At 57.3% G+C, this 21,564-nt stretch carries 23 protein-coding genes; 7 read left to right on the top strand and 16 right to left on the bottom strand.

The annotated features are described in order from the left end of the window. Positions 1-108: 108 nt before the first annotated feature. The 4 genes from ghrB to NV64_RS05895 form a co-directional block, all read right to left on the bottom strand. Positions 109-1,083, bottom strand: coding sequence for a glyoxylate/hydroxypyruvate reductase GhrB (gene ghrB / locus NV64_RS05910; RefSeq protein ID WP_101505526.1), 975 nt, complete (start codon positions 1,081-1,083; stop codon positions 109-111). A 48-nt stretch (positions 1,084-1,131) separates the two neighbouring features. Further along, complete coding sequence (locus NV64_RS05905; protein WP_101505525.1) at positions 1,132-2,424, bottom strand: MFS transporter; 1,293 nt, start codon at positions 2,422-2,424, stop codon at positions 1,132-1,134. Positions 2,425-2,509: 85 nt separating this feature from the next. After that, on the bottom strand, positions 2,510-3,463 hold the full coding sequence (locus NV64_RS05900) for a sugar kinase (RefSeq protein ID WP_101505524.1): 954 nt from the start codon (positions 3,461-3,463) through the stop codon (positions 2,510-2,512). A 2-nt stretch (positions 3,464-3,465) separates the two neighbouring features. After that, positions 3,466-4,215 (bottom strand): sugar phosphate isomerase/epimerase, encoded by a 750-nt coding sequence (locus tag NV64_RS05895; RefSeq protein ID WP_056241205.1) that lies wholly within the window; start codon positions 4,213-4,215, stop codon positions 3,466-3,468. 220 nt (positions 4,216-4,435) lie between these two features. Between NV64_RS05895 and NV64_RS23370 the strand changes: the two genes are divergently transcribed. Beyond that, complete coding sequence (locus tag NV64_RS23370; protein WP_056240969.1) at positions 4,436-4,654, top strand: hypothetical protein; 219 nt, start codon at positions 4,436-4,438, stop codon at positions 4,652-4,654. Positions 4,655-4,726: 72 nt separating this feature from the next. Here NV64_RS23370 and NV64_RS05885 read toward each other — a convergent pair whose 3' ends face one another. From NV64_RS05885 to fdhE, 7 genes are all read right to left on the bottom strand, one after another. Further along, the gene (locus NV64_RS05885; RefSeq protein WP_101505523.1) at positions 4,727-5,344 is read right to left on the bottom strand and encodes a hypothetical protein; all 618 of its coding nucleotides are present in this window, start codon (positions 5,342-5,344) and stop codon (positions 4,727-4,729) included. Positions 5,345-5,563: 219 nt separating this feature from the next. Continuing rightward, positions 5,564-6,592, bottom strand: coding sequence for a LacI family DNA-binding transcriptional regulator (locus NV64_RS05880; protein ID WP_056240962.1), 1,029 nt, complete (start codon positions 6,590-6,592; stop codon positions 5,564-5,566). A 48-nt stretch (positions 6,593-6,640) separates the two neighbouring features. Beyond that, complete coding sequence (locus NV64_RS05875; protein WP_101505522.1) at positions 6,641-7,627, bottom strand: LacI family DNA-binding transcriptional regulator; 987 nt, start codon at positions 7,625-7,627, stop codon at positions 6,641-6,643. 103 nt (positions 7,628-7,730) lie between these two features. After that, positions 7,731-8,393 (bottom strand): OmpA family lipoprotein, encoded by a 663-nt coding sequence (locus NV64_RS05870; RefSeq protein WP_056240955.1) that lies wholly within the window; start codon positions 8,391-8,393, stop codon positions 7,731-7,733. A gap of 113 nt (positions 8,394-8,506) precedes the next feature. Then, positions 8,507-9,070 carry a DNA-3-methyladenine glycosylase I gene (locus NV64_RS05865; RefSeq protein WP_056241200.1) on the bottom strand — a complete coding sequence of 188 codons (564 nt, stop codon included), beginning with the start codon at positions 9,068-9,070 and terminating at the stop codon, positions 8,507-8,509. 160 nt (positions 9,071-9,230) lie between these two features. Then, on the bottom strand, positions 9,231-9,842 hold the full coding sequence (locus NV64_RS05860; protein ID WP_101505521.1) for a glutathione S-transferase: 612 nt from the start codon (positions 9,840-9,842) through the stop codon (positions 9,231-9,233). Positions 9,843-9,845: 3 nt separating this feature from the next. Further along, the gene (gene fdhE, locus NV64_RS05855; RefSeq protein WP_101505520.1) at positions 9,846-10,772 is read right to left on the bottom strand and encodes a formate dehydrogenase accessory protein FdhE; all 927 of its coding nucleotides are present in this window, start codon (positions 10,770-10,772) and stop codon (positions 9,846-9,848) included. Positions 10,773-10,984: 212 nt separating this feature from the next. Here fdhE and fdhD point away from each other — a divergent pair, with 212 nt between their 5' ends. From fdhD to NV64_RS05830, 5 genes are all read left to right on the top strand, one after another. Further along, complete coding sequence (gene fdhD, locus NV64_RS05850; protein WP_101505519.1) at positions 10,985-11,824, top strand: formate dehydrogenase accessory sulfurtransferase FdhD; 840 nt, start codon at positions 10,985-10,987, stop codon at positions 11,822-11,824. 201 nt (positions 11,825-12,025) lie between these two features. Continuing rightward, entirely contained in the window at positions 12,026-12,643 is a 618-nt protein-coding gene (gene sodA / locus NV64_RS05845; RefSeq protein ID WP_056240942.1) for a superoxide dismutase [Mn], read from the top strand. Positions 12,644-12,977: 334 nt separating this feature from the next. Continuing rightward, positions 12,978-14,483 (top strand): sugar ABC transporter ATP-binding protein, encoded by a 1,506-nt coding sequence (locus NV64_RS05840; RefSeq protein WP_101505518.1) that lies wholly within the window; start codon positions 12,978-12,980, stop codon positions 14,481-14,483. Then, on the top strand, positions 14,480-15,484 hold the full coding sequence (locus NV64_RS05835) for an ABC transporter permease (protein WP_056240933.1): 1,005 nt from the start codon (positions 14,480-14,482) through the stop codon (positions 15,482-15,484). Before NV64_RS05840 ends, NV64_RS05835 begins: the two co-directional genes overlap by 4 nt. Positions 15,485-15,509: 25 nt before the next feature. Next, positions 15,510-16,577, top strand: a complete 1,068-nt coding sequence (locus NV64_RS05830) for a sugar ABC transporter substrate-binding protein (protein ID WP_056240929.1) — start codon at positions 15,510-15,512, stop codon at positions 16,575-16,577. Positions 16,578-16,635: 58 nt separating this feature from the next. On the opposite strand, the gene NV64_RS05825 is transcribed toward NV64_RS05830, so the two are convergent. After that, positions 16,636-17,118 (bottom strand): FidL-like protein, encoded by a 483-nt coding sequence (locus tag NV64_RS05825; protein ID WP_056240925.1) that lies wholly within the window; start codon positions 17,116-17,118, stop codon positions 16,636-16,638. Next, complete coding sequence (locus NV64_RS05820; RefSeq protein ID WP_056240922.1) at positions 17,115-17,921, bottom strand: winged helix-turn-helix domain-containing protein; 807 nt, start codon at positions 17,919-17,921, stop codon at positions 17,115-17,117. The genes NV64_RS05825 and NV64_RS05820 overlap by 4 nt, the downstream gene beginning before the upstream one ends. A gap of 370 nt (positions 17,922-18,291) precedes the next feature. Between NV64_RS05820 and NV64_RS05815 the strand changes: the two genes are divergently transcribed. Next, positions 18,292-18,561, top strand: coding sequence for a FaeA/PapI family transcriptional regulator (locus NV64_RS05815; RefSeq protein WP_056240920.1), 270 nt, complete (start codon positions 18,292-18,294; stop codon positions 18,559-18,561). Here the strand turns inward: NV64_RS05815 and NV64_RS05810 are convergent, their stop codons facing one another. From NV64_RS05810 to NV64_RS05800, 3 genes are all read right to left on the bottom strand, one after another. Beyond that, complete coding sequence (locus NV64_RS05810) at positions 18,562-20,049, bottom strand: FKBP-type peptidyl-prolyl cis-trans isomerase (protein ID WP_158239879.1); 1,488 nt, start codon at positions 20,047-20,049, stop codon at positions 18,562-18,564. A gap of 242 nt (positions 20,050-20,291) precedes the next feature. Continuing rightward, the gene (locus NV64_RS05805) at positions 20,292-20,756 is read right to left on the bottom strand and encodes a hypothetical protein (RefSeq protein WP_146005455.1); all 465 of its coding nucleotides are present in this window, start codon (positions 20,754-20,756) and stop codon (positions 20,292-20,294) included. Positions 20,757-20,766: 10 nt separating this feature from the next. Beyond that, the gene (locus tag NV64_RS05800) at positions 20,767-21,396 is read right to left on the bottom strand and encodes a LuxR C-terminal-related transcriptional regulator (RefSeq protein WP_056240907.1); all 630 of its coding nucleotides are present in this window, start codon (positions 21,394-21,396) and stop codon (positions 20,767-20,769) included. Between the last annotated feature and the right edge of the window lie 168 nt (positions 21,397-21,564).

The following is a 21,564-nucleotide window of genomic DNA, read 5'->3' as shown; positions in this document are numbered from 1 at the left end:
AAACCGTATGTATCCGCCTCTTACCTGCAGTGTACTATGCAGCCCTCTGTCAGCCGTTCCGGCGGCATAGTGTTCGGGGTCAGGATCTCCCCTTTCGGCCTTAGCGCTTTACTTCAGGGCCTGCGGATTAACGCAGTTCTTCTCTACCTGACCTGCCAGCGCAGCGATCAGGTTATCCACCGCGTCGCGCGCCATGCCGTAGCGGGTTTCATGGGTGGCGGAGCCGATGTGCGGCAGCGCCACCACGTTGTTCAGCTTCAGCAGCTCAGAGCTCAGCGGCAGCGGTTCCTGCTCAAACACGTCCAACCCGGCGGCGTGGATCGTGCCGTCCTTCAGCGCGGCGACCAGCGCCTGCTCGTCGACCACCGGCCCGCGCCCGGCGTTGATCAGGATCGCGCTGGATTTCATTTTTGCCAATTGGTCGCGGCCGATCAGGTGATGGGTTTCATCGGTCAGCGGCAGGATAATGCACACGAAATCCGACTCGGCCAGCAGCGTATCCAGGTCGCAGTACTGCGCGTTAAAACGTTCCTCGGCCTGCGGATGATGTTTACGGGCGTTATAGAGGATCGGCATGCTGAAGCCGAAATGGGCGCGCTGCGCCAGCGCCATGCCGATGCGGCCCATCCCCAGAATACCCAGCTTTTTGTGGTGGACGTCAACGCCGTACCACTCCGGGCCAATGCTCTTTTGCCACTCGCCGGCCTTCACCTTTTCCGCCACTTCCACCACCCGGCGCGCGCTGCTCAGCACCAGTGCCATCAGCGTATCCGCCACGGTTTCGGTCAGCACGGTCGGGGTGTGCATCAGCACCACGCCACGATCGTTCAGCGCATTGACGTCGAAGTTGTCATAACCGACGGAGACGGTAGAGGCCACGCGCAGTTTCGGCGCGTGCTGCAGGAATTCAGCGTCGACCTTACCGCCCGCGCCCAGCAGGCCCTCGGCGTTGTTCAGCGCGTCGGCGTGCGCCGCAATGTTCTCCGGGGTTAAGCCGTTAAATTCGGTCACGCTGAAGTGGTCATCCAGCTTCGCGCGTAAATCGGCAGGTAGCGACTTGTACAACACCACAGAAGGTTTCATTCGGTTCTCCCTGTTTGATAGCGACGGGCCGCGGCGGCCCGTATGAGATTAAGCGTGTTTTGCGCACTCAGGCAGCGCTGACGTCTGGTTGCGGGCCGGCCGTACCGCCAGCATCAGCACCACGGACACCAGCAGCGCCCCGGCCATAAAGATATAGGAGGCTGCAGGGCTGCCGGTTTCGCCGTTCAGATAACCGACCACCCACGACCCGAGGAAGGACCCCAGCGCACCCATCGAGTTGATCAGCGCCATCGCGCCCCCGGAGACGTTACGTGGCAGCATCTCCGGAATAATGGCAAAGAACGGTCCGTAAGGGGCATACATGGCGGCACCGGCAATCACCAGCAGCGCGTAAGAGAGCCAGAAGTTGCCTGCCCCTACCCAATATGAGCCAAAAAAGGCCAGCGCGCCCAGCAACAGTAACGGCCAGACAAACAATTTGCGAGTCTGTAACTTATCCGAGGCCCAGGAGACCAGGATCATCGCTACCGTGGCGGCAAGATAGGGCACCGCCGACAGCCAGCCGGCTTCCACCATCCCCATCTGGCTGCCGTTGCGCAGAATGGAGGGCAGCCACAGCACGAAGCCGTACACGCCAATGCTCCAGCAGAAGTACTGGGCGCAGAGCAGGATCACGTTGCGTGACTTAAACGCCTCGCGGTAGTTGCGTACCGCCTTCAGGCCGGCCTGCTCTTTCTGCAGCTGCGCCTGCAGCGCGGCTTTTTCCGCGTCGCTCAGCCATTTAGCCTGCGCCGGTTTATCCTGCACCAGGAACCACCAGGCGACGGCCCAGATCACCGCCGGGAAGCCTTCGATGATAAACATCTCACGCCAGCCGTACGCCTCGATCAGGTAGCCGGAGACCACCGACATCCACAGCACCGTCACCGGGTTGCCGAGGATCAGGAAGGTGTTGGCGCGGGAACGTTCCGACTGGGTAAACCAGTTGCTGATGTAGATCAGCATCGCCGGCATCACCGCCGCTTCCACTACCCCGAGCGCAAAGCGGATGGCGGCCAGCATCGGAATGTTGCTGACCATGCCGGTCAGGGTGGCGCACATCCCCCACAGGATCAGGCACCAGAACACCAGCTTTTTCACGCTGCGTCGTTCAGCGTAGATCGCACCGGGGATCTGGAAGAAGAAGTAGCCGAGGAAGAACAGCGCACCGATCAGCGACGAGACGCCTTTGGTGATGCCCAGGTCTTCATTAATCCCCGCGGCGGAGGCGAAGCTGAAGTTGGCCCGATCGAGGTATGCCAGACTGTAGGTGATAAACACAATCGGCATGATGTACCACCAGCGTTTAACGGCGAGTGACTGCGGTTTTTCTGCGTTCATGGTGTTTCCTCTGTAGAGGGGAGCCACCGGCGTTTCCGGGCGGGAACGGTGGGGTGGCGGGTTCTTTTTTCGCAGGCTGTCGGGGTTAAAAATCACCCAGTTCTGCGCGGTTCGGCAGTCCTTCACTGTCACCGATCGCCTGAATCGCCAGCGATCCGATCTTATTGCCGCGGCGAATGGCCGCCGGTAACGCTTTACCTTCCAGCAGCGCGCTGATCACGCCAACGGCAAAGCCGTCGCCCGCGCCGACCGTATCTACCACCCTGCTGACCGGGAAGCCAGCGACATGGCCCCGTTCACCGGCGGCGGTTTTATACCAGGCACCGTCGCTGCCGGTCTTAATCACGACCGCTTTTACTCCCTTCGCCAGGTAGAAATCGGCGATGGCTTCCGGCTGGCGATAGCCGGTCAGGATCTGGCCTTCGGCCAGTCCCGGCAGCACCCAGTCGGCGTACTGCGCCAGTTCGTTCAGCCGCGCGACCATCACTCCTTCGCTGGGCCACAGTGACGGACGCAGATTTGGGTCGAACGACAGGCTCCTGCCCGCCGCTTTCATTTCGGCCGCCGCGTGGTGAACCAGCGCCAGCGAGCTGTCGGAAAGGGCGGCAGCCACGCCGCTGAGGTGCAGGTGGCGCGCCGCGCCGAAGTAGTCCGGGTTAAAGTCGTCTGTGGAGAGATGGCTGGCGGCAGAGCCTTTGCGAAAATACTCTACCTGCGGGTCAGAGCCGTCATCCACCGATGATTTCAGCTGAAAACCGGTGGGGTAACGCCGGTCAGTAGTCACCTGACGGCGATCGATCCCTTCCAGGTCCAGCTGCTGGCAGATAAAGCGGCCAAAGGAGTCATCGCCAACGCGGCTGACCCAGCCGACCCGCAGGCCGAGGCGCGCCAGCCCGGTGGCCACGTTCAGCTCGGCACCGGCAGCGCGTTTGCTGAACCGCGTGGCGCTGGCCAGGTCGCCGCGCTCACCGGCGACAAACATCGCCATCGCTTCACCCAGGGTCACCACGTCCAGCGTAGCATCAGTTTTCAGGTTCATGGTTACGCCTCCCGCAGCAGGTTGACGTAGCGGCGGGTGACAGCCACCAGGTCAGGGCCTTCGAGCGGGAATTCGATCGCCCGTGGAACGTCAGCGGGCAGCAGCGCCAGCGTCTCACGCCACAGTGTGTCGTTCTCATCCGGCGGTACCGCCCGCCAGCCGCTGCCCTGGGCGGCCACCGCCTTCACGTGGATATAGCTGACGTTGCGCGCCAGGCGGCGGGCGGCCTCCAGCGGTGGATCTCCCGCCCACAGCCAGTTACCGGTGTCGAAGGTCATGCCGCTGCAGGTGCGCTCCTCTCCGCAGCCGTGGAAGAAGGCGTCCAGCGCGGCCAGCCGGCCGCAGTCGGTCTGATCGTTCTCGACCACCAGGTGCACCTGCTGCCGGGCAAGGTAGTCGCGCAGGGCGCGGCGATCCTGCTGCGGACGATAGTGGCCGAGCGAATATTTGATCAGCTGGGCGTTCAGCACCCCGGCTTCGGCAAAGTGCTGGTCGAGGCGCGGGTTCAGCGCGCCGTCGGCCATAAACAGCGCTTCCGGCACCGAATAGACCGCGATCAGCCGCGCCGCCGCGATCGCCGCCGCCAGCGCGGGCAGTTCCTGCAGCTGCTGTTCGCTAAACAACTCGCGGCGGATCTCGACGCCGTCTGCTCCTGCGGCGGCAATCACCGGCAGCAGCGCCTGCTGCCCGCCGAGTTCCTCAATCTGTTGCGAGCCATAGGCTGCAGTGACGACAAACACTTCTCTTTTCATGTTTCCGGCCTCTTTTGCCCGATTTGATGTAAAAACGTTAAATGGGACCGGTTCCAAAGGAAAGCGGCGGCTGCTGAATTTATGATCGCGCTCACGGACCTGGTAATTTTTTGTACCATCAGGCATCAAAAGCAGCAAATGACCGGAAAACCTCCGCAGCGCTCAGCACAATAGCCGCGGGTGTTTTACAGGATTTCACTCTGGCAGGGAGTATAACCGAATGTACAGTGAACAAAGGCAGGCGCTTTTCGAGGAACTTCACCGGCAAATTGAGGACGTTCTCAACGACAGTCCGCTAAGTCTTGAAGAGAAAATGGCGGTAATAATACGCTTCAGTTACCTGATTATGCGTTCCAGCCGCGGTAACCTGGTGGAGATGGAGGTCTCCGACGGCAGTAAAATCTCCGTCCGGCTGGAGCCACCGCGGGTGGCGCACTGAAAGAATTAACCGGCGGGGATCTCCCCGCCTGCGGTATCGGGTCGCTGGTGGCCTGGATAAAAGGGTTATCGGCTAATTGCTGGTGACCTGAGTGAAAAGCATATCGGCAAGTTTTCCCTGTCTGAATGTAAAGTTCGCCATATTTAGCTGAATGAAATTCTTAGCTGCGGGTAATTCACTGTACAGCCAGACAGAACCGGATTTGGGAAGTGTCTCTGTTTTCCAGATCGATGAAAAATAATCCCAGCTCGTACCGATTTCCGTATGGTGGATTTTAACTACGATAGTTTTTTGGGTTTTTTTACAATCCTCATTTTTATCAGCACTGGAGAGTGCAACACCTGAAAGGTCGCCGTGTTGCATCTCATTGTTGGAGATAAACCAGAAGGTTGTTATTTGATTTTTATAGCATAACCATTGTGTGGTTCCGCTATCCTTTATCTCTCCGCCAAGCTTAGCTTTTACCTGTAATAATGTGTTTTTTTCAAACTGTACCTCTTCACCGTCGACAAGGATCCTCGGTATTAACCGGTGGTTACTGAGGTTCTCCTGAGCATTACTTCCATCCTCTCTTTCATACCTTTCAGCCATACCGATGGGGGGAGAGATGGCTTTTGTCTGAAAATTAATGATAAGTAGCGTTAACAGAATGGCGGTATTTTTTTCATCTGACAATCCATTGTATTTCATCGATAAGATATACCGGAATAGCCATAGTGAGTTCCTTTTCAATGAATTTCAGGAACTGTATTGCTTGCTGGTCGGGGAAGTAAATGATGGTTTTGCTGATTTTGAAGAATAGATGGGAAATAAAGTGAAAATAAACAGCCGACGAAGAGGGGCTTATAGCATTAGATTTTATTTAATCTGGTTTAATTTCAATGAGTTGTTGAAATTAAACCAGACGCACTAACCCAGCAGCATTCGCGTTGAACCGCGCACGATCAGCTCTCCCTGGAACACCTGCTCCCCCTGTGGCTGCGGGTCGCCTTCGATGCGGCGGATCACCTGTTCCAGTGCGGCGTGGCCAATCTGCCAGGTAGGTTGCTTTAAGGTGGTGATGCCGCTGCCGGCCAGCTCAGCCCACTCCAGCTCGTCAAAGCCCAGCAGGCCGATATCTTCTCCCCAGTTCAGGTCAAGGCGGCGCAGCGCCCGCGCCACCTGCAGCGTCAGCGCGCCGTTGACCGCCATCACCGCACAGCGCAGATGGCGGTGACGCTGATAAAACTCCTGCAGCACCTGCTCAATCCGCTGATTTTCGCCCAGCGTCACCTCTACCTGCTCTGCCACCAGGCCGGGATGCTGCGCCATGCGCTGGCGGAAGGTGTGCACGCGCTCCAGCCGGGTATTCACCAGCCCGAGGCGCTCGCTGACAAACAGCAGCGCCTGATAACCGCGATCCAGCAGATGGTCGGTAGCCTCTAGCGCCGCCGCGTGGTTATCCAGGCCGACCACATCGCAGACAAAGTCGGGGATCTTGCGGTCAATCAACACCATCGGCAGCGAAGACTGCTGCAGTTTGCTCAGCGCCTGTTCACGCATGCCGACGGCGTTAACCACCAGCCCTTCAACCTGATAGCTGCTGAGCAGGTTGAGGTAATACTGTTCCAGCTCCAGCGCGTTATTGGTGTTACACATCAGCAGGGTGTAGCCGTGCGCCCGGCAGGCGGCTTCGATACCGCTCAGCACGTCTACCGAGTACGGGTTGGTAATATCGGCAATCAGCAGGCCAATCAGGCGGGTGCGGCCACGCTTCAGCCCGCGCGCCATCTGGCTGGGGCGGTAATCGAGGGCGGCGATCGCCGCTTCAATACGCTGCCGCAGCGCGTCGGAAAGCACGTCAAACTCGCCGTTGAGATAGCGGGAAACGCTGGTCTTGCCGGTTTTTGCCGTGCGGGCAACGTCGCTGATGGTGGCTTTAGCGGCCTTAGGATTCATGGCGGTCTCGGATTGCAGGTATTGCGTCAGCCTATCACAACTGCCCGCTCACGGCAGTATCAGCTGCGGTTGCCACAGCACCTGCAGGGCACTCAATGGCTCACCCTCAATCAGCTGTTGTGCCATCTGTGCCACCTGTTGCCCGACCGCCAGCCGGGTGGCCTGGGCGATACTGGCAACCGGCTCGGTGACCACCGAGTCCGCGGGCAGGCCGTCGTAGACCATCAGCTCAACGCGATGACTGCCGGCCAGGCGACCGGCCTCGCGCAGGGCAATCGCCGCGCCGTCGCCCAGCATATTGCAGTCGGTGATTAAGGCCTGTAGCGCGGGCTGTTCTGCCAGCAGCGAGCGGGTCATACGATACCCCTCACGGCGTGAAGGTTCCACCTGCCAGCACAGCGCCGATGACAGCCGGTGCTGCTGCATTGCGTCCAGATAGCCCTGGCGGCGCTGGCTGACGAAGGTCTGATCGTGGTGGCTGCCCAGCCAGCCTATCTGGCCCAGCCCCTGAGCGGCATAATGTCCGGCGGCCAGACGGCCACCGGCGTAGTTATCAAAATCGAACCAGGCATAGGGGGCATCCAGCTGGCTGCGCCCGAGCGCCAGAAAGGGAAAGTCCAGCTGCTGCAGCCTGAGCAGGCGGCTGTCATGGCGGCAGGTATGGGCGACGATCAGCGCATCCACGCTGTGCGTGCGCAGAATGCGCTGCAGGTTGCGGTGGTCGTCCTGGGTATCATCGGCGATTGCCAGCAGGTCGATATCGTGCCGCGCAAGCGATTGTGCGGTAGCCGCCATCATTTCTACAAAGCTGGCATCGTTAAACGGCTGGGGCTCAACCGGAAACAGTAAACCGACCGCGTTGGTTTTACCCATCTTCAGGCGGCGGGCGACCGTACTGGGGCGATATCCGCGACGGCGGGCTTCCAGTTGAATACGCTGGCGCGTCTCCTCTGCCACGTCGTTGTAGCCATTAAGCGCCCGGCTGACGGTGGTAACGGAGAGGCCCAGTTTGGCGGCGATAGCTTTCAGTGACATGGTGTGCAGGCAACGATCATTTTTTGCGCACACTAGCACGATTCACTAAAATTCGCTATGGCGCAGAGGATTTATTCCCTACGCCAACGCCGCCGTTCAGGCGTTACTGCAGAGGGCTGAGGGTAATTTCGACGCGGCGGTTTTGCGCTTTACCTTCGGCGGTGGCGTTAGAGGCCAGCGGATTATCCGGGCCCTGCCCGCTGGTGCGCAGGCGATCGGCCGCCACGCCCTGTACCACCAGCGCGCTGCCCACGCTGTCGGCGCGCTGCTGCGACAGGGTCATATTCAGCTGACGGCTGCCGCTGCTGTCGGTGTAACCCACCACGTTAACCGCGGTTTTAGGATACTCTTTCAGCACCATCGCCACGCCGGTCAGCGTATTCGCTCCCGCAGGTTTCAGCGTGCTGCTGCTGCTGTCAAAGGTGACGTTATTCGGCATGTTCAGCACGATATTATCGCCGTTGCGGGTGACGCTGACCCCGGTACCTTTCATCTTGTCGCGCAGTTTGGCTTCCTGCACGTCCATATAGTAACCGGCTCCGCCGCCCAGTGCCGCACCCGCCGCCGCGCCAATCAGCGCGCCCTTACCGCGATCTTTTTTCGATGAAGAGAGCGCACCCACGCCCGCTCCCAGCGCCGCACCAAGGCCAGCGCCAATACCAGATTTGCCCGCTTCCCGTTCGCCGGTATACGGGTTGGTGGTGCAGCCTGCGAGGGCCAGCGTTCCGCTCAGCACCAGCGCCAGGGTAATGACACTTTTCTTCATGGGTATTCCCTCTTTCTCATTCAGCTGCGGGCAACCTTACCCGCTGGCCGGGCTATTATGCCGCTGAAAAGCGCGGGAAATCCCCAGGTGCATTCCCAAATTTTCCGGGCCGGCTACGGCTGACGATCGGGGTGGCAGAAGCAGCCGCTAACGTGCTCGCTGATCAGCCCGCAGGCCTGCATAAACGAGTAGCAGGTCGTCGGGCCGACAAATTTGAAACCGCGTTTTTTCAGCGCTTTTGACATCGCTTCGGCGGCCGGGCTGATGGTCGGCGCATCACGATAGTGTTCAAAACGGGTGATCTGCGGCTGATGGTCAACAAAGCCCCAGATAAAGTCGTGGAAGGATTCACCGCTGGCCTCCATCGCCAGCAGCGCGCGGGCGTTAGCGATGATGGCGTTGATTTTGCCGCGATGGCGGATAATCCCGCTCTCCTGCATCAGGCGGTCGGTATCCACCTCATCCATCTGCGCCACCTGTTTCGCATCAAAGTGGTGGAAAAGACGGCGATAATTTTCCCGTTTTTTCAGCACGGTTAGCCAGGAGAGCCCGGCGACCTGGCCCTCAAGGCAGATCATTTCAAACAGCGCCTGCGCGTCGTGGTGCGGTACGCCCCATTCGCGATCGTGGTAAGCGAGGTACAGTGGATCGTCAGAGACCCAGCCACAGCGTTGCATCATATCCCTGGTCCTTTGCCGGTTAGTGGATACTGTAAATTAATACAGTATTTTAGCGGGGTTTTTGCAGGTTGTGCAATACGTGTTCACCGCTTTCGCTGCCGGTTGCCGCTGGCGGGCACCGGCAATCGGGCGAACGGGGCGCAGGCAATACAGGACGTCAGGCGGCGGAGGGCTCGGTGCGCGTGAAGCTGGCGCGGGTGAACAGGTTATTGGCCAGCGCGACCAGCGCCGGGCGGTTAACCGGCCAGCCGGGTAACACGCGGCGGAAGTTCAGATAGCTCAGCAGACAGGCGGTGGCGATATCGGCCAGATTCATATCCCGTCCGTTAAGCCAGCGGCCGGTGACAGCCGCGGCTTCCAGGGTATCCAGCCCGCGCTCGATTTTCTGGCGCTGGCGCGCCATCATCTGCTCTGACTGCTGTTCCGGTTTCTTCTGCAGCTCAAGGACGATCAGCAGCGCCGCATCACCAATGCCGTCGGCCAGCGTCTCAAGCTGACGCACCTCCAGCGCGGCGACCGGGTCAACCGGCAGAAACGCCGGAGCCTGGTGCAGAGACTCCAGATAAGCCGCGATCATCGCTGAGTTGTACCAGACCTTACCCTCATCGGTGACCAGCGCCGGGACTTTTCCTAACGGGTTATAGTCCGGAACGTGGCTCTCAGCGACCCACGGCGATTCGTTAACAAACTCGAAGGTGATGCCCTTTTCCAGCAGCATCACGGATATTTTGCGCACAAAAGGGCTGGTATAACTGCCGATCAGTTTCATCGTTCACTCTCCCGGAAATAAAAACGGATTGATGCTGCTGCGGGCAAAGCCCTCCTGCTCCATACGGGCATCCAGCACCAGCGACGCCAGATCGTCGGCCACCGGCTCTACCGCCGGGTCGATCTGCTGGTGAAGCAGCTTGAGGAAGGAGCCACAGTCGCCGCAGCTCTCGGTTTTGACCGCGGCATTCACCCCTTCAAGCGACCAGTAGTGTAGCTGCTTCTCCTGCCCGCAGTTGCTGCACTGGCTGCGCGGCATATGCCATTCAGTTTCGCATAAGTTGCAGTGCAGATAGCGGGCGCTTTCGCCGCCGCTGGCCATCTGCATCACGCCACAGACCGGCACGCTGCCGCACACCGGGCAGAGCGGACGGGGATCGCCGGCCTCAGCCCGCGCGTGGCCGGGGATCAGCGCCGCCATCTGCGCCCAGTAGACCGACAGCGCCGCCCAGATAAAAGGTGAACTGTCGCTGTTGACCTGGGTAAATTCATGCCGCAGCAGCGACTGCGCCATCGCCTCCAGCTCGCTGGCGGAGGCCTTCTCCAGATTCTCCAGCACCGCCAGCGCCTGGCCACTCATCTCGGGTTTCAGCTCGGCGATCAGCGACTGCAGCAGCCGCTGCCAGTGTCCGTCGCGCGGCAGCGTCGCCACGTCCAGCGGCGGCGTTCCCACGCGGGCGCTGTCGGCCAGCCGGGCCTGTAAATCCCCCTGTAGCGGATGATCGTACAGTACGATAACCTGCGCGCTGGCCACCACCGCCGCAAAGCGCAGGTAGTCGCCGAGCGGGTTTTTCTCGGCCAGCTGGCGCAGGCGGCCAGCCCGGCGGGCATACAGTGACTTCAGCTGTGGAAACAGTAACGGCGGGATCTCCCCTTCGGGCCGGTCAGGGTGCCTGTCCTGTGGTGCCTGCGGGATAATGCGAATAGTCATCAGGAGCCTTATTCGGGTGAATGGCACTGCCAGAAAGGGCAGTCTGCTGAAAATTATAGTGGCCGTCTGCCGCCTCTTCCATGCGCCATCGCACGGCAAAATGCGTTTTTCGGCACGCCCGCCGCCGGTTCACACTCAGCCGCGGCGTTTTTTGGTACGCTTAGTAGCAACATTACCACACTCTTCGCAGGGCGGACCGGGCAGGTGACTTAGTGAGCAATAAACAACGGCAGGACGAGCACCACGCGCCGTTAGACGGTGCAGGCCAGCTGTCCGTCTGGCAGCGCAACGCGCTGGAGCAGGCGCAGCCAGACTGGCTGGCGGAAGAGGTGCCGGTAGCGCTGGTCTATAACGGCATCTCGCACGTGGTGATGATGGCCACGCCAAAGGATCTGGCGGCCTTTGCCCTCGGATTTTCCCTGTCAGAAGGCATTATCAGCGGGCCGGAAGAGATTTTTGGCATCGATATTGTGCCGGCCTGTGGCGGTATTGAAGTGCAGATTGAGCTCTCCAGCCGACGTTTTATGGCGCTGAAGGCGCAGCGGCGTGCGATGGCGGGGCGCACCGGCTGTGGCGTCTGCGGCGTGGAGCAACTGGCCGAGATCGGTAAACCGGTGCCCGCGCTGCCCTTTACCCAGACCTTTGATTTCAACCGGCTGGACGGCGCGCTGCGCCAGCTCACCGACTTTCAGCCGATCGGCCAGCTGACCGGTTGTACCCATGCGGCCGCGTGGATAGCGCCAGACGGCCAGCTGCAGGCAGGCTGTGAGGATGTCGGTCGCCACGTGGCGCTGGATAAGCTGTTAGGCCAGCGCTGTCAGGCAGAGTGGGGAAGCTGCGGTGCTGTGCTGGTCTCCAGCCGGGCCAGCTATGAGATGGTGCAGAAAGCGGCGATGTGCGGTGTGGAGATCCTGTTCGCCGTCTCTGCTGCCACCCGGCTGGCGGTGGAGGTGGCGCAGCGCAGTAACCTGACGCTGGTCGGGTTCAGCAAGCCGGGCCGGGCCACGGTATACAGCCATCCTCAGCGCCTGCGCCAGTCAGACCCAAAGTAAAACAATCCCTTAGATCGTTTGGTTATACTGGAGGCAGGGAAAGCCATAACCCCTGTGCCCCGCCCGCCTGGGGTGTTAACCTTACTGATTGCGGGGCATTGATATCCCTTTTCCCGATCATTTATTTAACTATAATGATCCGACTGCTTACCCGGTGCTGAAAAAACTGGCACCGCCATAACTTTAATGGAGACGATGAACATGAGTTATTCACTGCCATCCCTGCCTTACGCCTACGACGCGCTGGAACCCCATTTCGACAAGCAGACGATGGAAATCCATCACTCTAAACACCACCAGGCCTATGTTAATAACGCTAACGCAGCGCTGGAAGGTACCGAGTTCGCTAACCTGCCGGTTGACGAGCTGATCGCTAAACTGGACCAGCTGCCGGCCGACAAGAAAGGCCCACTGCGCAACAACGCCGGTGGCCACTCTAACCACAGCTTCTTCTGGAAAGGCCTGAAAACCGGCACCACCCTGGGTGGCGAGCTGAAAGCGGCGATCGAAAAAGATTTCGGCAGCGTTGAGGCTTTCCAGGCCGAGTTCGAAAAAGCCGCAACCACTCGCTTCGGCTCCGGCTGGGCGTGGCTGGTTAAGAAGGGCGACAAGCTGGCGGTGGTCTCTACCGCTAACCAGGACAGCCCGCTGATGGGCGAAGCGGTTGCCGGTGCTTCCGGTACACCAATCATCGGTCTGGACGTGTGGGAACACGCTTACTACCTGAAATACCAGAACAAACGCCCTGACTACATCAAGGCATTCTGGAGCGTAGTAAACTGGGACCAGGCTGCAGAGCTGTTCGCTGCGGCGAAATAATCTGTTAGTCCGCTGATAACCGGCGAGGGTCATCCCTCGCCGGTTTTTTTTCGCCCGTCTGGCGCCACGCCGTTCACGGCCCTGGTAACCCTTACTCACTTAACCTGGCCGGCTACCCTGGCGTAAACAGCATAATTACGCTGTGATTAAGTGATAAATTAACTTAATCATCTGCTTATTGCTTCCTACTCAGCGCTTAGCGCTATAGTCATTGGACATCTGGATGGCTAATACCATTTCGTGTTAGCTTATGCCCTTTCGTTCGTTGCCAGCAGTGATAATCCATTAAAAAATGCGGCTCGACTGTTGATTTTTTTTGCCAGAGAAACTCGTCATGACCGCGTTAAATCGCCTTGAAATGCGCCATATCTCGATCGCTTTTGGCGGTTTTATGGCGCTTAAATCGGTGGACCTCACCCTGGAAGGACATTCGATTCACGCGCTCACCGGCGCCAACGGGGCCGGAAAATCGACGCTGATGGCGGTCCTTTCCGGTGCCTGGGAGCATTACAGCGGTGAAATCCTGCTCGATGGACAACCGGTCACTATCCGTTCCCCGCGCGATGCCAAACAGCTGGGTATTCACCTGGTGCAGCAGGAGGTGGACGTGGCGCTGGTCGCCGGCCTCAGCGTGGCGGAGAACATCATGCTGGATCGGCTGGCCGAAGGCGGCGTGCTGTATCGCTGGGGTGAACTGCGCCGCCAGGCCCGCGCCCTGCTGGCACAGCTCGACGTGCAGATCGACGTGCGCCAGAAAGTTGAGCAGTGCACGCTGGCGGAAAAGCAGCAGATCCTGCTGGCGCGTGCGCTCTCCCACCACTGCCGTTTCCTGATCCTCGATGAACCTACCGCACCGCTCGATCAGCATGAAAGCGAACGGCTGTTCAGCGTGGTGCGGCGTCTGCGTGAGAGTGGCATCGGCGTGGTGTTTATCTCCCACCGCATTCATGAACTGAAGGCTACCTGTGACCGGCTGACGGTACTGCGTGACGGGCAGCTGATTGAAAGCGGCCCGATGCAGGGGCTGAGCGGTGAACAGATCGTTGAAAAAATGCTCGGCCACCAGCTGGACGATATCTACCCGCCGCGGCGGCCGCCGTTCAGCGATGAGGTGCTGCTGCAGGTGACCGGGCTGCACGATGAGAAGTTGCTGAAAGACATTACCCTGACCCTGCGCAAAGGCGAAATCCTCGGCCTTGCCGGGCTGGCCGGCGCGGGCAAAACCGAGCTGTGCAAGGCGCTGTTCGGTGCCAGCAAGAGCCGCCTGCAGCAGGGCGAACTGCATGGCAAGCCGTGGCGGCCGACCGTGCCGCACGCGGCGGTGGCTAACCGCATGGCGCTGATCCCGGAAGAGCGGCGTAAAGAGGGGATCTTTATCGATGAGTCGGTGGTGATGAACCTCAGCGTCAGCGCGGATAACAGCTTCTCGCGCTGGAGCCTGTTTGGCCACCGCCGCGCCTGGCGCTGGGCGGAAGAGGTGATTGCCAGGCTGGGGGTGCGCACCACCGGGCCACGGCAGACCCTGCGACGCCTCTCCGGCGGCAATCAGCAGAAGGTGGCGATTGGCAAATGGCTGCGCAATGACGCCGACGTGCTGATCTTTGATGAACCGACTAAGGGCGTCGACATCAAGGCAAAAACGGACCTGTTCGAACTGATCGACGGGCTGGCGCGCCAGGGCAAAGGCGTGATTTACGCCTCCGGCGAATTTTCCGAACTGGTTGGCCTGTGTGACCGCATCTGCGTGTTGTGGGACGGTCGCATTGTTGCCGAGATGGCGGCCAGCGACGTTAACGAAGAAACACTTTTACTTTACTCCACCGGAGGAACCCCTGCGTGAGCAGCAAAGAACACTCTCTTAAAGCGGCACCGTCCGTCCGCCATCAGCTCACGGATTTTCTCTATAAGTGGGGCATGCTGCTGACGGTAGTCCTGCTGATCGCCGGCTTTGGCATCGCGTCTGACAGCTTCCTTGAGCCGACCAACATTATCAATATCCTGCGCTCGATCGCCATCGTGACGGTGATCGCCATCGGCGTCTCCGTCTCGCTGACCATCGGCGGATTCGACCTCTCTGTCGGGTCAACGGCGTCGCTGGCCAACTCGCTGGTGATTTCACTGTTTGTCTGGTACGGCTTTGGTCCCACTCAGGCAATTGCTCTGACCCTGCTGCTGTGTACGCTGGTCGGCCTGTTTAACGCCTTTATGATCGTGGTGCTGAAAATTCCCGATATGCTGGCGACGCTGGCCAGCCTGTTCGTGGTGCAGGGCGTGGCGATGACCTACAGTTTTGGCGGTTCGATCACGGAAAACATGGTGTTGCCGAGCGGTGATATGGCCGAAGGCACTATTCCGCCGGTGTTCTCGCTGCTGGGCCAGGTGCCGGTAATTGTTATCGTTATGCTGGTCGTCACCGTGGTAGCGCAACTGCTGCTGTCGCTGACCAAACACGGGCGGCGCATGTATGCGATCGGCGGTAACCCGGAGGCGGCGCGCCTGTCCGGCATTCGCACCAACCGTTACCGCATCCTCGCCTATGTGATCTCGGCGCTGCTGGCCGGGCTGGGCGGCATTTTGCTTGCGTCACGCATCGGCTCCTCGCAGGTAAACGCCGGTGGCGGTTATCTGATGGATGCGGTGGCGGCGGCGTGGATTGGCCTGTCGCTGGCGGGGGCGGGTAAACCGAACGCGCTGGGCACCCTGCTGGGCGCGGTGATCCTCGGGGTGCTGCAGAATGGCCTGGTGATGCTGTCGGTGCCCTATTACGCCATGGATATTATTAAAGGTCTGGTGCTGGCGGTTGCACTGGCTATCACCTACGTTCAGCGCCGACCGGCCTGACATTTGCAGACGGGAAAAGAGAATAATGAAAAAAATTACGCTTTCACTGCTGGCGCTGAGCCTGTTAAGTTCGCTGCCCGCCCTTGCGGCTGACGTTGCCATCCCGGCCGCGATTGCCGATCATCAGGGCCCGGTGCGCGTGGCGGTGATCCGCAACCTGGGCTCGGACGATAACACCACCCAGTTTGTGGCCGGGGCGATCCAGGAAGGGCGCAAGCTGGGCTTTAAGGTCAGCACCTTCCTCAGCAACGGCGATGACGCCCGTTTCCAGGACTTCGTGAACCAGGCGATCAGCCAGAAGTATGACGGCATCATTCTGTCGCACGGTAAAGACCCTTACGCGACCGCGCTGGTAAAACGCATTACCGACGCCGGCATCAAGGTTTCGGTCTTCGACACGCCGGTGAATCAGACTCTGCCGGGCGTCACGGTGACCGCCCAGGATGACGCCTCGCTGGCGCAGCTGTCACTCGATCAGCTGGTGAAAGACAGCAACGGCAAAGCGAATATCGTGAAGCTGTGGGTCGCCGGCTTCCCGGCGATGGAACGTCGCCAGGTGGTGTATGAGAAGGTGCTGAAGGCCAACCCGGGTATTCACCAGCTGGAATCGATTGGTGCCGTCTCTTCCGACGTGCAGGGCGATACCGCTAATAAGATTGGCGCCATTCTGGCTAAATATCCGAAAGGCAAAATTGACGCCATCTGGGGTTCATGGGACGCGTTTGCTCAGGGCGCTTACAAAGCCCTGCAGGAGAACGGCCGCACTGAAATCAAACTCTACAGCATTGACGTTTCCAACCAGGATCTGCAGCTGATGAGCGAGAAAAACAGCCCGTGGCAGCAGACCGTGGCGGTAGACAGCAAGCTGATTGGTGCAATCAACATGCGCCTGGTAGCCAATAAAATCGGCGGCGAGCCAACGCCGGCCAGCTATCAGTTCCAGGCCGCAGCCATCTCTCAGTCGCAGCTCAAGGCCCAGCCAGGTGCCGTTAACGTCGCCACACTGAGCAAGATTATCCCAGGCTGGGGCACCTCACCTGATTTCGTCGCACCGTGGTTCGCACCGCTGGAAGCAAAATACGGTAAAAAATAACCTCCGATTACGTCTTCCGACAACGGCTTATCCTGCAGGATAGGCCGTTTTTTTATCCTCAGCGATCCGTACAGATGTAAAGCGGCATATTCAGCCCGGAAACCAGCCAGCTGTCGTGGTTAAAGCGCTGCAGGTAGAGCAGTAAAGCAGGGTTTTTTACCAGCCGTTGATAAAACACGCTATCAGGAATGTTGTCAGTTTCACTGACGTTGCTATGGCTGTAATTGAGTTCCAGTGCCTGATTTTCAGGATGATAGTGGTAGGTCATCATCAGGACCCGGTTGAGCAGAAATCGCCCTTCAGGTGTGGTCATCTGACCGGAAAATTGCATTGCCAGTCGTGATTTTCCCAGCGTGACCAGGGAAACCTGGCCATCCATGGTGGTGGTGGTGGCATCCTGATTAATCGCAAAATGAACGTTCGCCCGGCAGGAGAGTGCCAGCGCAGGGCTGGCCCGCTCGGGCGCCAGGATCCACATGCAGATCGGCATAATCAGTGCAGTACACAGCAGGGCACCGGCGATAAGCGTTTTCTTGATCATGGTTTATCGATGGTGACAGAGAGGTAGTTCACACAGTGTTCGCTCTCCAGCGTTCCGATAACGCACTGGGCGAAAAACAGACCTTTCTGTTCATTTTTTTCCTCTGGATTGAAATGATAGAATTCAAAGTAATTCGTGCTTTTTTTATTATTACAATCGATGTTATTACGATTAATAACCTCTTTGAGGCGGTTTTTTTTCTCCTCCTGATACGACGGATTACCTGCATTCATCTCATACATCAGGCAAAGCCCGATCGGTGGGAAAGGAGTCATCGCCACCTGCGATCTCGTCGGCAGGGTAATTACAGTAAGTAAACTAATGGATATCAGTATCAGCGCTACTGTTATGCTAATGTTAGCGACGGTATTAAGCGAAAGAGACGCCTTCTGGTGTGGTTTTTCGGTTGCCTCCGATTCAGGTGAAACTGTTTTGGTATCGGCATCAACGCGGTTTTTGTTTATGTGAACGGCATCATGGCATCGGGTGACCATCGCCAGCCGAAATCCTTCTTTCGGAACGGTCGTGATGACATCATCCTCAACGCCCAGCTGCCTGAATGTTTTTCTCAAATAACTGATATGATTGCTAAGGTTATTACTGGAAGGGATAAGGCCATTTTTTTCCCAGACGTTGGTGAGCAACGATTCGCGCGATGATGTTTTGCCGGCATTTACTATGAGTTCGGTTAATAATAGCGTGCTTGGGCGCGAAAGTTGCAGAGAGGCGTTCTCTTCCCCCATAAGCTGGAGCCAGCCGGTTGCAGAATCAAAATCTATTTTTTCATTAATCAAATATTTCATTTCATTTCTGATTTTTATTTTTGATTGCGTTTGTTATCAAAAGATTCATAACGCAAGTTGGCCGGACGAACTTATCCTGTCGCTGCAGTGCGATATAACATCCTGCCTCATGCGTGATTAAAATTAATCACTATTGACGCTATATTAATGCGCATATAAAAATCCTTATCAGGAGGCTGGTTTTTCGATAAATCAGTCTTTAATTCCTTAAAATCTCACTATGTTAGTTTTATATTCTATTATAAATTAATAATTGATATTAAGTTTTGATTAAGTCAGGCTGAGGTTATCATTGTCACAACAGGGGTTAGGTAAAAGTTTGGCCGATCCTTTCACAGCAGGAGCTATATATTTTATAAAGGAGTTGTCAATGTTCGAACGTGCCAGTTGTCTGCATCGGGAAAAATCTGTCGCAAAGGTAATTCATGCACTTAACGAGTTTTTTGCGGAAAAAATGCCATCCGGACCGCATCCCATTTATGCCAGTACGCGTGATATCGCAGATCGCTCCGACTTAAGTATTTATAATGCCAGACATATATTGATCAAGCTTGAAAAAGAAGGAATGATTACCTCCATTAAGAATGAAAATCGTAAGAGTTTGTACTGGAATAAAACAGAGAAACTTAAGGGAATTTAACTATTGGCTTCTCTTACTCTCCGGAGCGGGATTGCCGGGTAACACCTTTTTCTCTGGCGATGCGTTCTTCTTTTTATTTTCCGGATACGACTCGGCAATCCGTATATCGTAAACCATTGTGGCATTGGGCGGCACTTTAGGTGGATAGCCCTTCTCGCCATACGCCAGATTTGGCGGGACCACAATAGTAACGGAACCATGATTTTTTATCTTACTTAGCGCTTCCTGGAAGATGGGTGGAAAAGCCGATAAAGGCTGCGTCAGCACGATCCCTTTGGCATCCATATCTTCGATCACCTTACCGCTGGCCAGGCTCTCTTTTACCACCACGTCAATACTGGTATTCGCCGAAATTGGCGTATCCCCGATATAGCCAATCTGATACCAAAATCCGAGTTTGCTCTTATGCGTTTTTTTATCGTTAATGAAGGCCTTAACAAAGTTTTTCGTCGATTTGTCCAGGCGGTTCATGAATTTTTCCCGGCCGCTGTTTAGCTGGGTTGCAACGCTGGCAATGATCTTTTCCATATCTGCCAGCGGTATTTTTGCTGTGTTTTTAAAAGCATCAACGATGCCTGCCAGTACCACCCGACGGTCGTTGTCCACCGCAGACCAGTTGTGATTTTCAGCCTGCACCTGCAGTATTTCCTGGCCCATCGAGAAGCCGATAGCGTAGGCTTCGCGCGTGGCTTTCTGCCTGAGTTGTGCAGCAGTGAGTTCTGCCACCCCAGGCTTAACCGCAACGGATTGTTTCACCTGCTGCTGTGCCAGCACCTCGTCCAGCCTGGCCTGCAGCGCCTTAAGCTTCTCCTCGGCGCTGTTTTTTTCGGCCAGCAGCGCGGCGCTGGCCTTGCTGGCGGAGCTGCTGCTGCTTTTCTGCTGAGCCAGCACCTCGTCCAGCCTGGCCTGCAGCGCCTTGAGCTTCTCCTCGGCGCTGTTTTTTTCGGCCAGCAGCGCGGCGCTGGCCTTGCTGGCGGAGCTGCTGCTGCTTTTCTGCTGTGCTAACACGCTGTCCAGCTGTGCTTCTGCTGCTTTGCTTCTTAGCAGACTGTCTGCCAGCTGTTGCTTCGTATGATTAAGCCCGGCAATCTGCTGTTCAAGCTCTGCCTGCTGTTGTGCCGTTGCCTGCTGGCCTGTGGCATCGCGACGGAGCAGCGCCGTATAACGATCGCGCAGTGAAATGAGCTGCTGTTGCAGCTCCTGTTGCCGTTGCCGTGTCCTGTTTACAAGCTGCTGTGATTTCTTCGCCCGTTGGTTGGCCAGCCGGAGTTTTTCTGCCAGCGCCAGCTCAGACGGTGAAAAATGCCACAGATTACGGAAGGTGCTGGCAAGGTTTTGCAGCGTCTGGCGATCGGCCTCGCTCAGCGAGGGAACCGCTGGCAGAGTCGCCGGTGACGCAGGGGGGAGCCGCTCCAGGCGGGTAATTTTTTGCCGTAAATCTGACAGCTGCTGGTTGCGCTCACTCAGTTGCTGCCTGCTTTTTTCCAACTCGTGTTGCAGCGCCAGCCGTTGCTGATGTTCAACATCAGATGGCGGGGAGGGTTTTCTTTGGGTTCGCGTGGGGGTTACGGTAGGCCGCTCCCGCGGGGGGGCGGCCTGTTGCTGGTATTTACGGGCAAACTGCAGCACGGCAGGGCCTTCATCTGCCAGCGCGTTGTGCTGGAGTAACGAGTAGCAGAGTAGACTCAACGTGATTGCCGACAACCGGAAGGATATCCGCCGACGGACCATCATGGCCGTGCCTCGCCCCGGTTAGTCAGGCTGTCCAACAGCGTTTGCGCGATCTGTGCGCAAAGGAGATTGGCACGATAGCGATACAGTGAGTCGACGGTGTCCTGAGTATCTGCATTCGTTTTACTCCGCAGATCGGCATACTGTGCTGCGCCATGCATCAGGTAATCGAAGGCACTACGCATCCGTTTAAACTGGGCAGGATTCATGGTCTTAAGCGCATCCAGTTGCCCCTGACACTGCTGAAGCCGGACCCGATCGCCTTCATCTTTTTGACTGCGCGCCGGTTCAGCACGATTTGTTGCCAGCGCGGTTGTCGCCGGTGCTACAGCAATGGTCGGCGGGGTCACTACGGTCTTTTTTTCTGACTGCGGTAAGAGTTGGCAGCCGGCCAGTAGTAGTGAACAGAGCAAAACGATTCTGTTTTTTTTGCACATAATGGGAGTTAACATCGCGGTGATCATCGTGGACTCTTTATTTATCACGCCCGCACCAGGACTCGCACCAGCCTTCCTGCAGTAGCCAGTAGTTAAGTTCAGCAGGGCGGATCATATTGAGTTTGGCCATGATATTCCTTTTGTGCGCACTCACCGTCTTCTCGCTGATCAGCAGAAAACGGGCAATCGCGCCATTACTGATACCGCGAGCCAGGTAACGCAGCACTTCGATTTCACGCCGGGTGAGCAAACCAAAAGAGTGCGGAGTGCAGGGCCTGGCAAGCAAACTGCGTAAATCAGTATGCGGAGACGTACGGCTCTGTACTTTTCTGTAAAAGTCAGCCAGCTGGCTGTCACGGTATAAGGTCGGAAAATCATCTAAGTGGGGAACGGTTATGTTGCCCTCATCCGGCAGTGGTGTTCTGTCGCGGAGGATAAAAACGTCAAGCGACCGCGTAGAGACGCGGCGATGAAGGTAATGACAATTGGCGATGGATATGGATTCGGCAGCAATAAACAGGATTCTTGCATCATAATTAAATACGCAATCGGTAAACGAAGGCGAAATGCCCTTAGCTAACAGATACTCAGAAATACAGGCGGCGAGCCCGTCAGCAAAGTACCGATTAGGGTCGTTGATTACGATCGTCAGCTGATTTCTGTTCATCCGTTTTTCATCCACTGTTGTCCCTAACCGGAGAGACGGACATCGCCTCTCAGCGGCTGTCATCGCCTTAATTCATCACATTAATCCATATATTGTATCGTTATTAATATTATGGCAAAAGTAAGTATCACCAGTTTTGCAAATTGCGATATATATAACTGGCTATTG

Source organism: Erwinia sp. B116 (assembly GCF_002865965.1).
Classification (GTDB): domain Bacteria; phylum Pseudomonadota; class Gammaproteobacteria; order Enterobacterales; family Enterobacteriaceae; genus Erwinia.
This window is presented reverse-complemented; position numbering and strand designations above follow the sequence as displayed.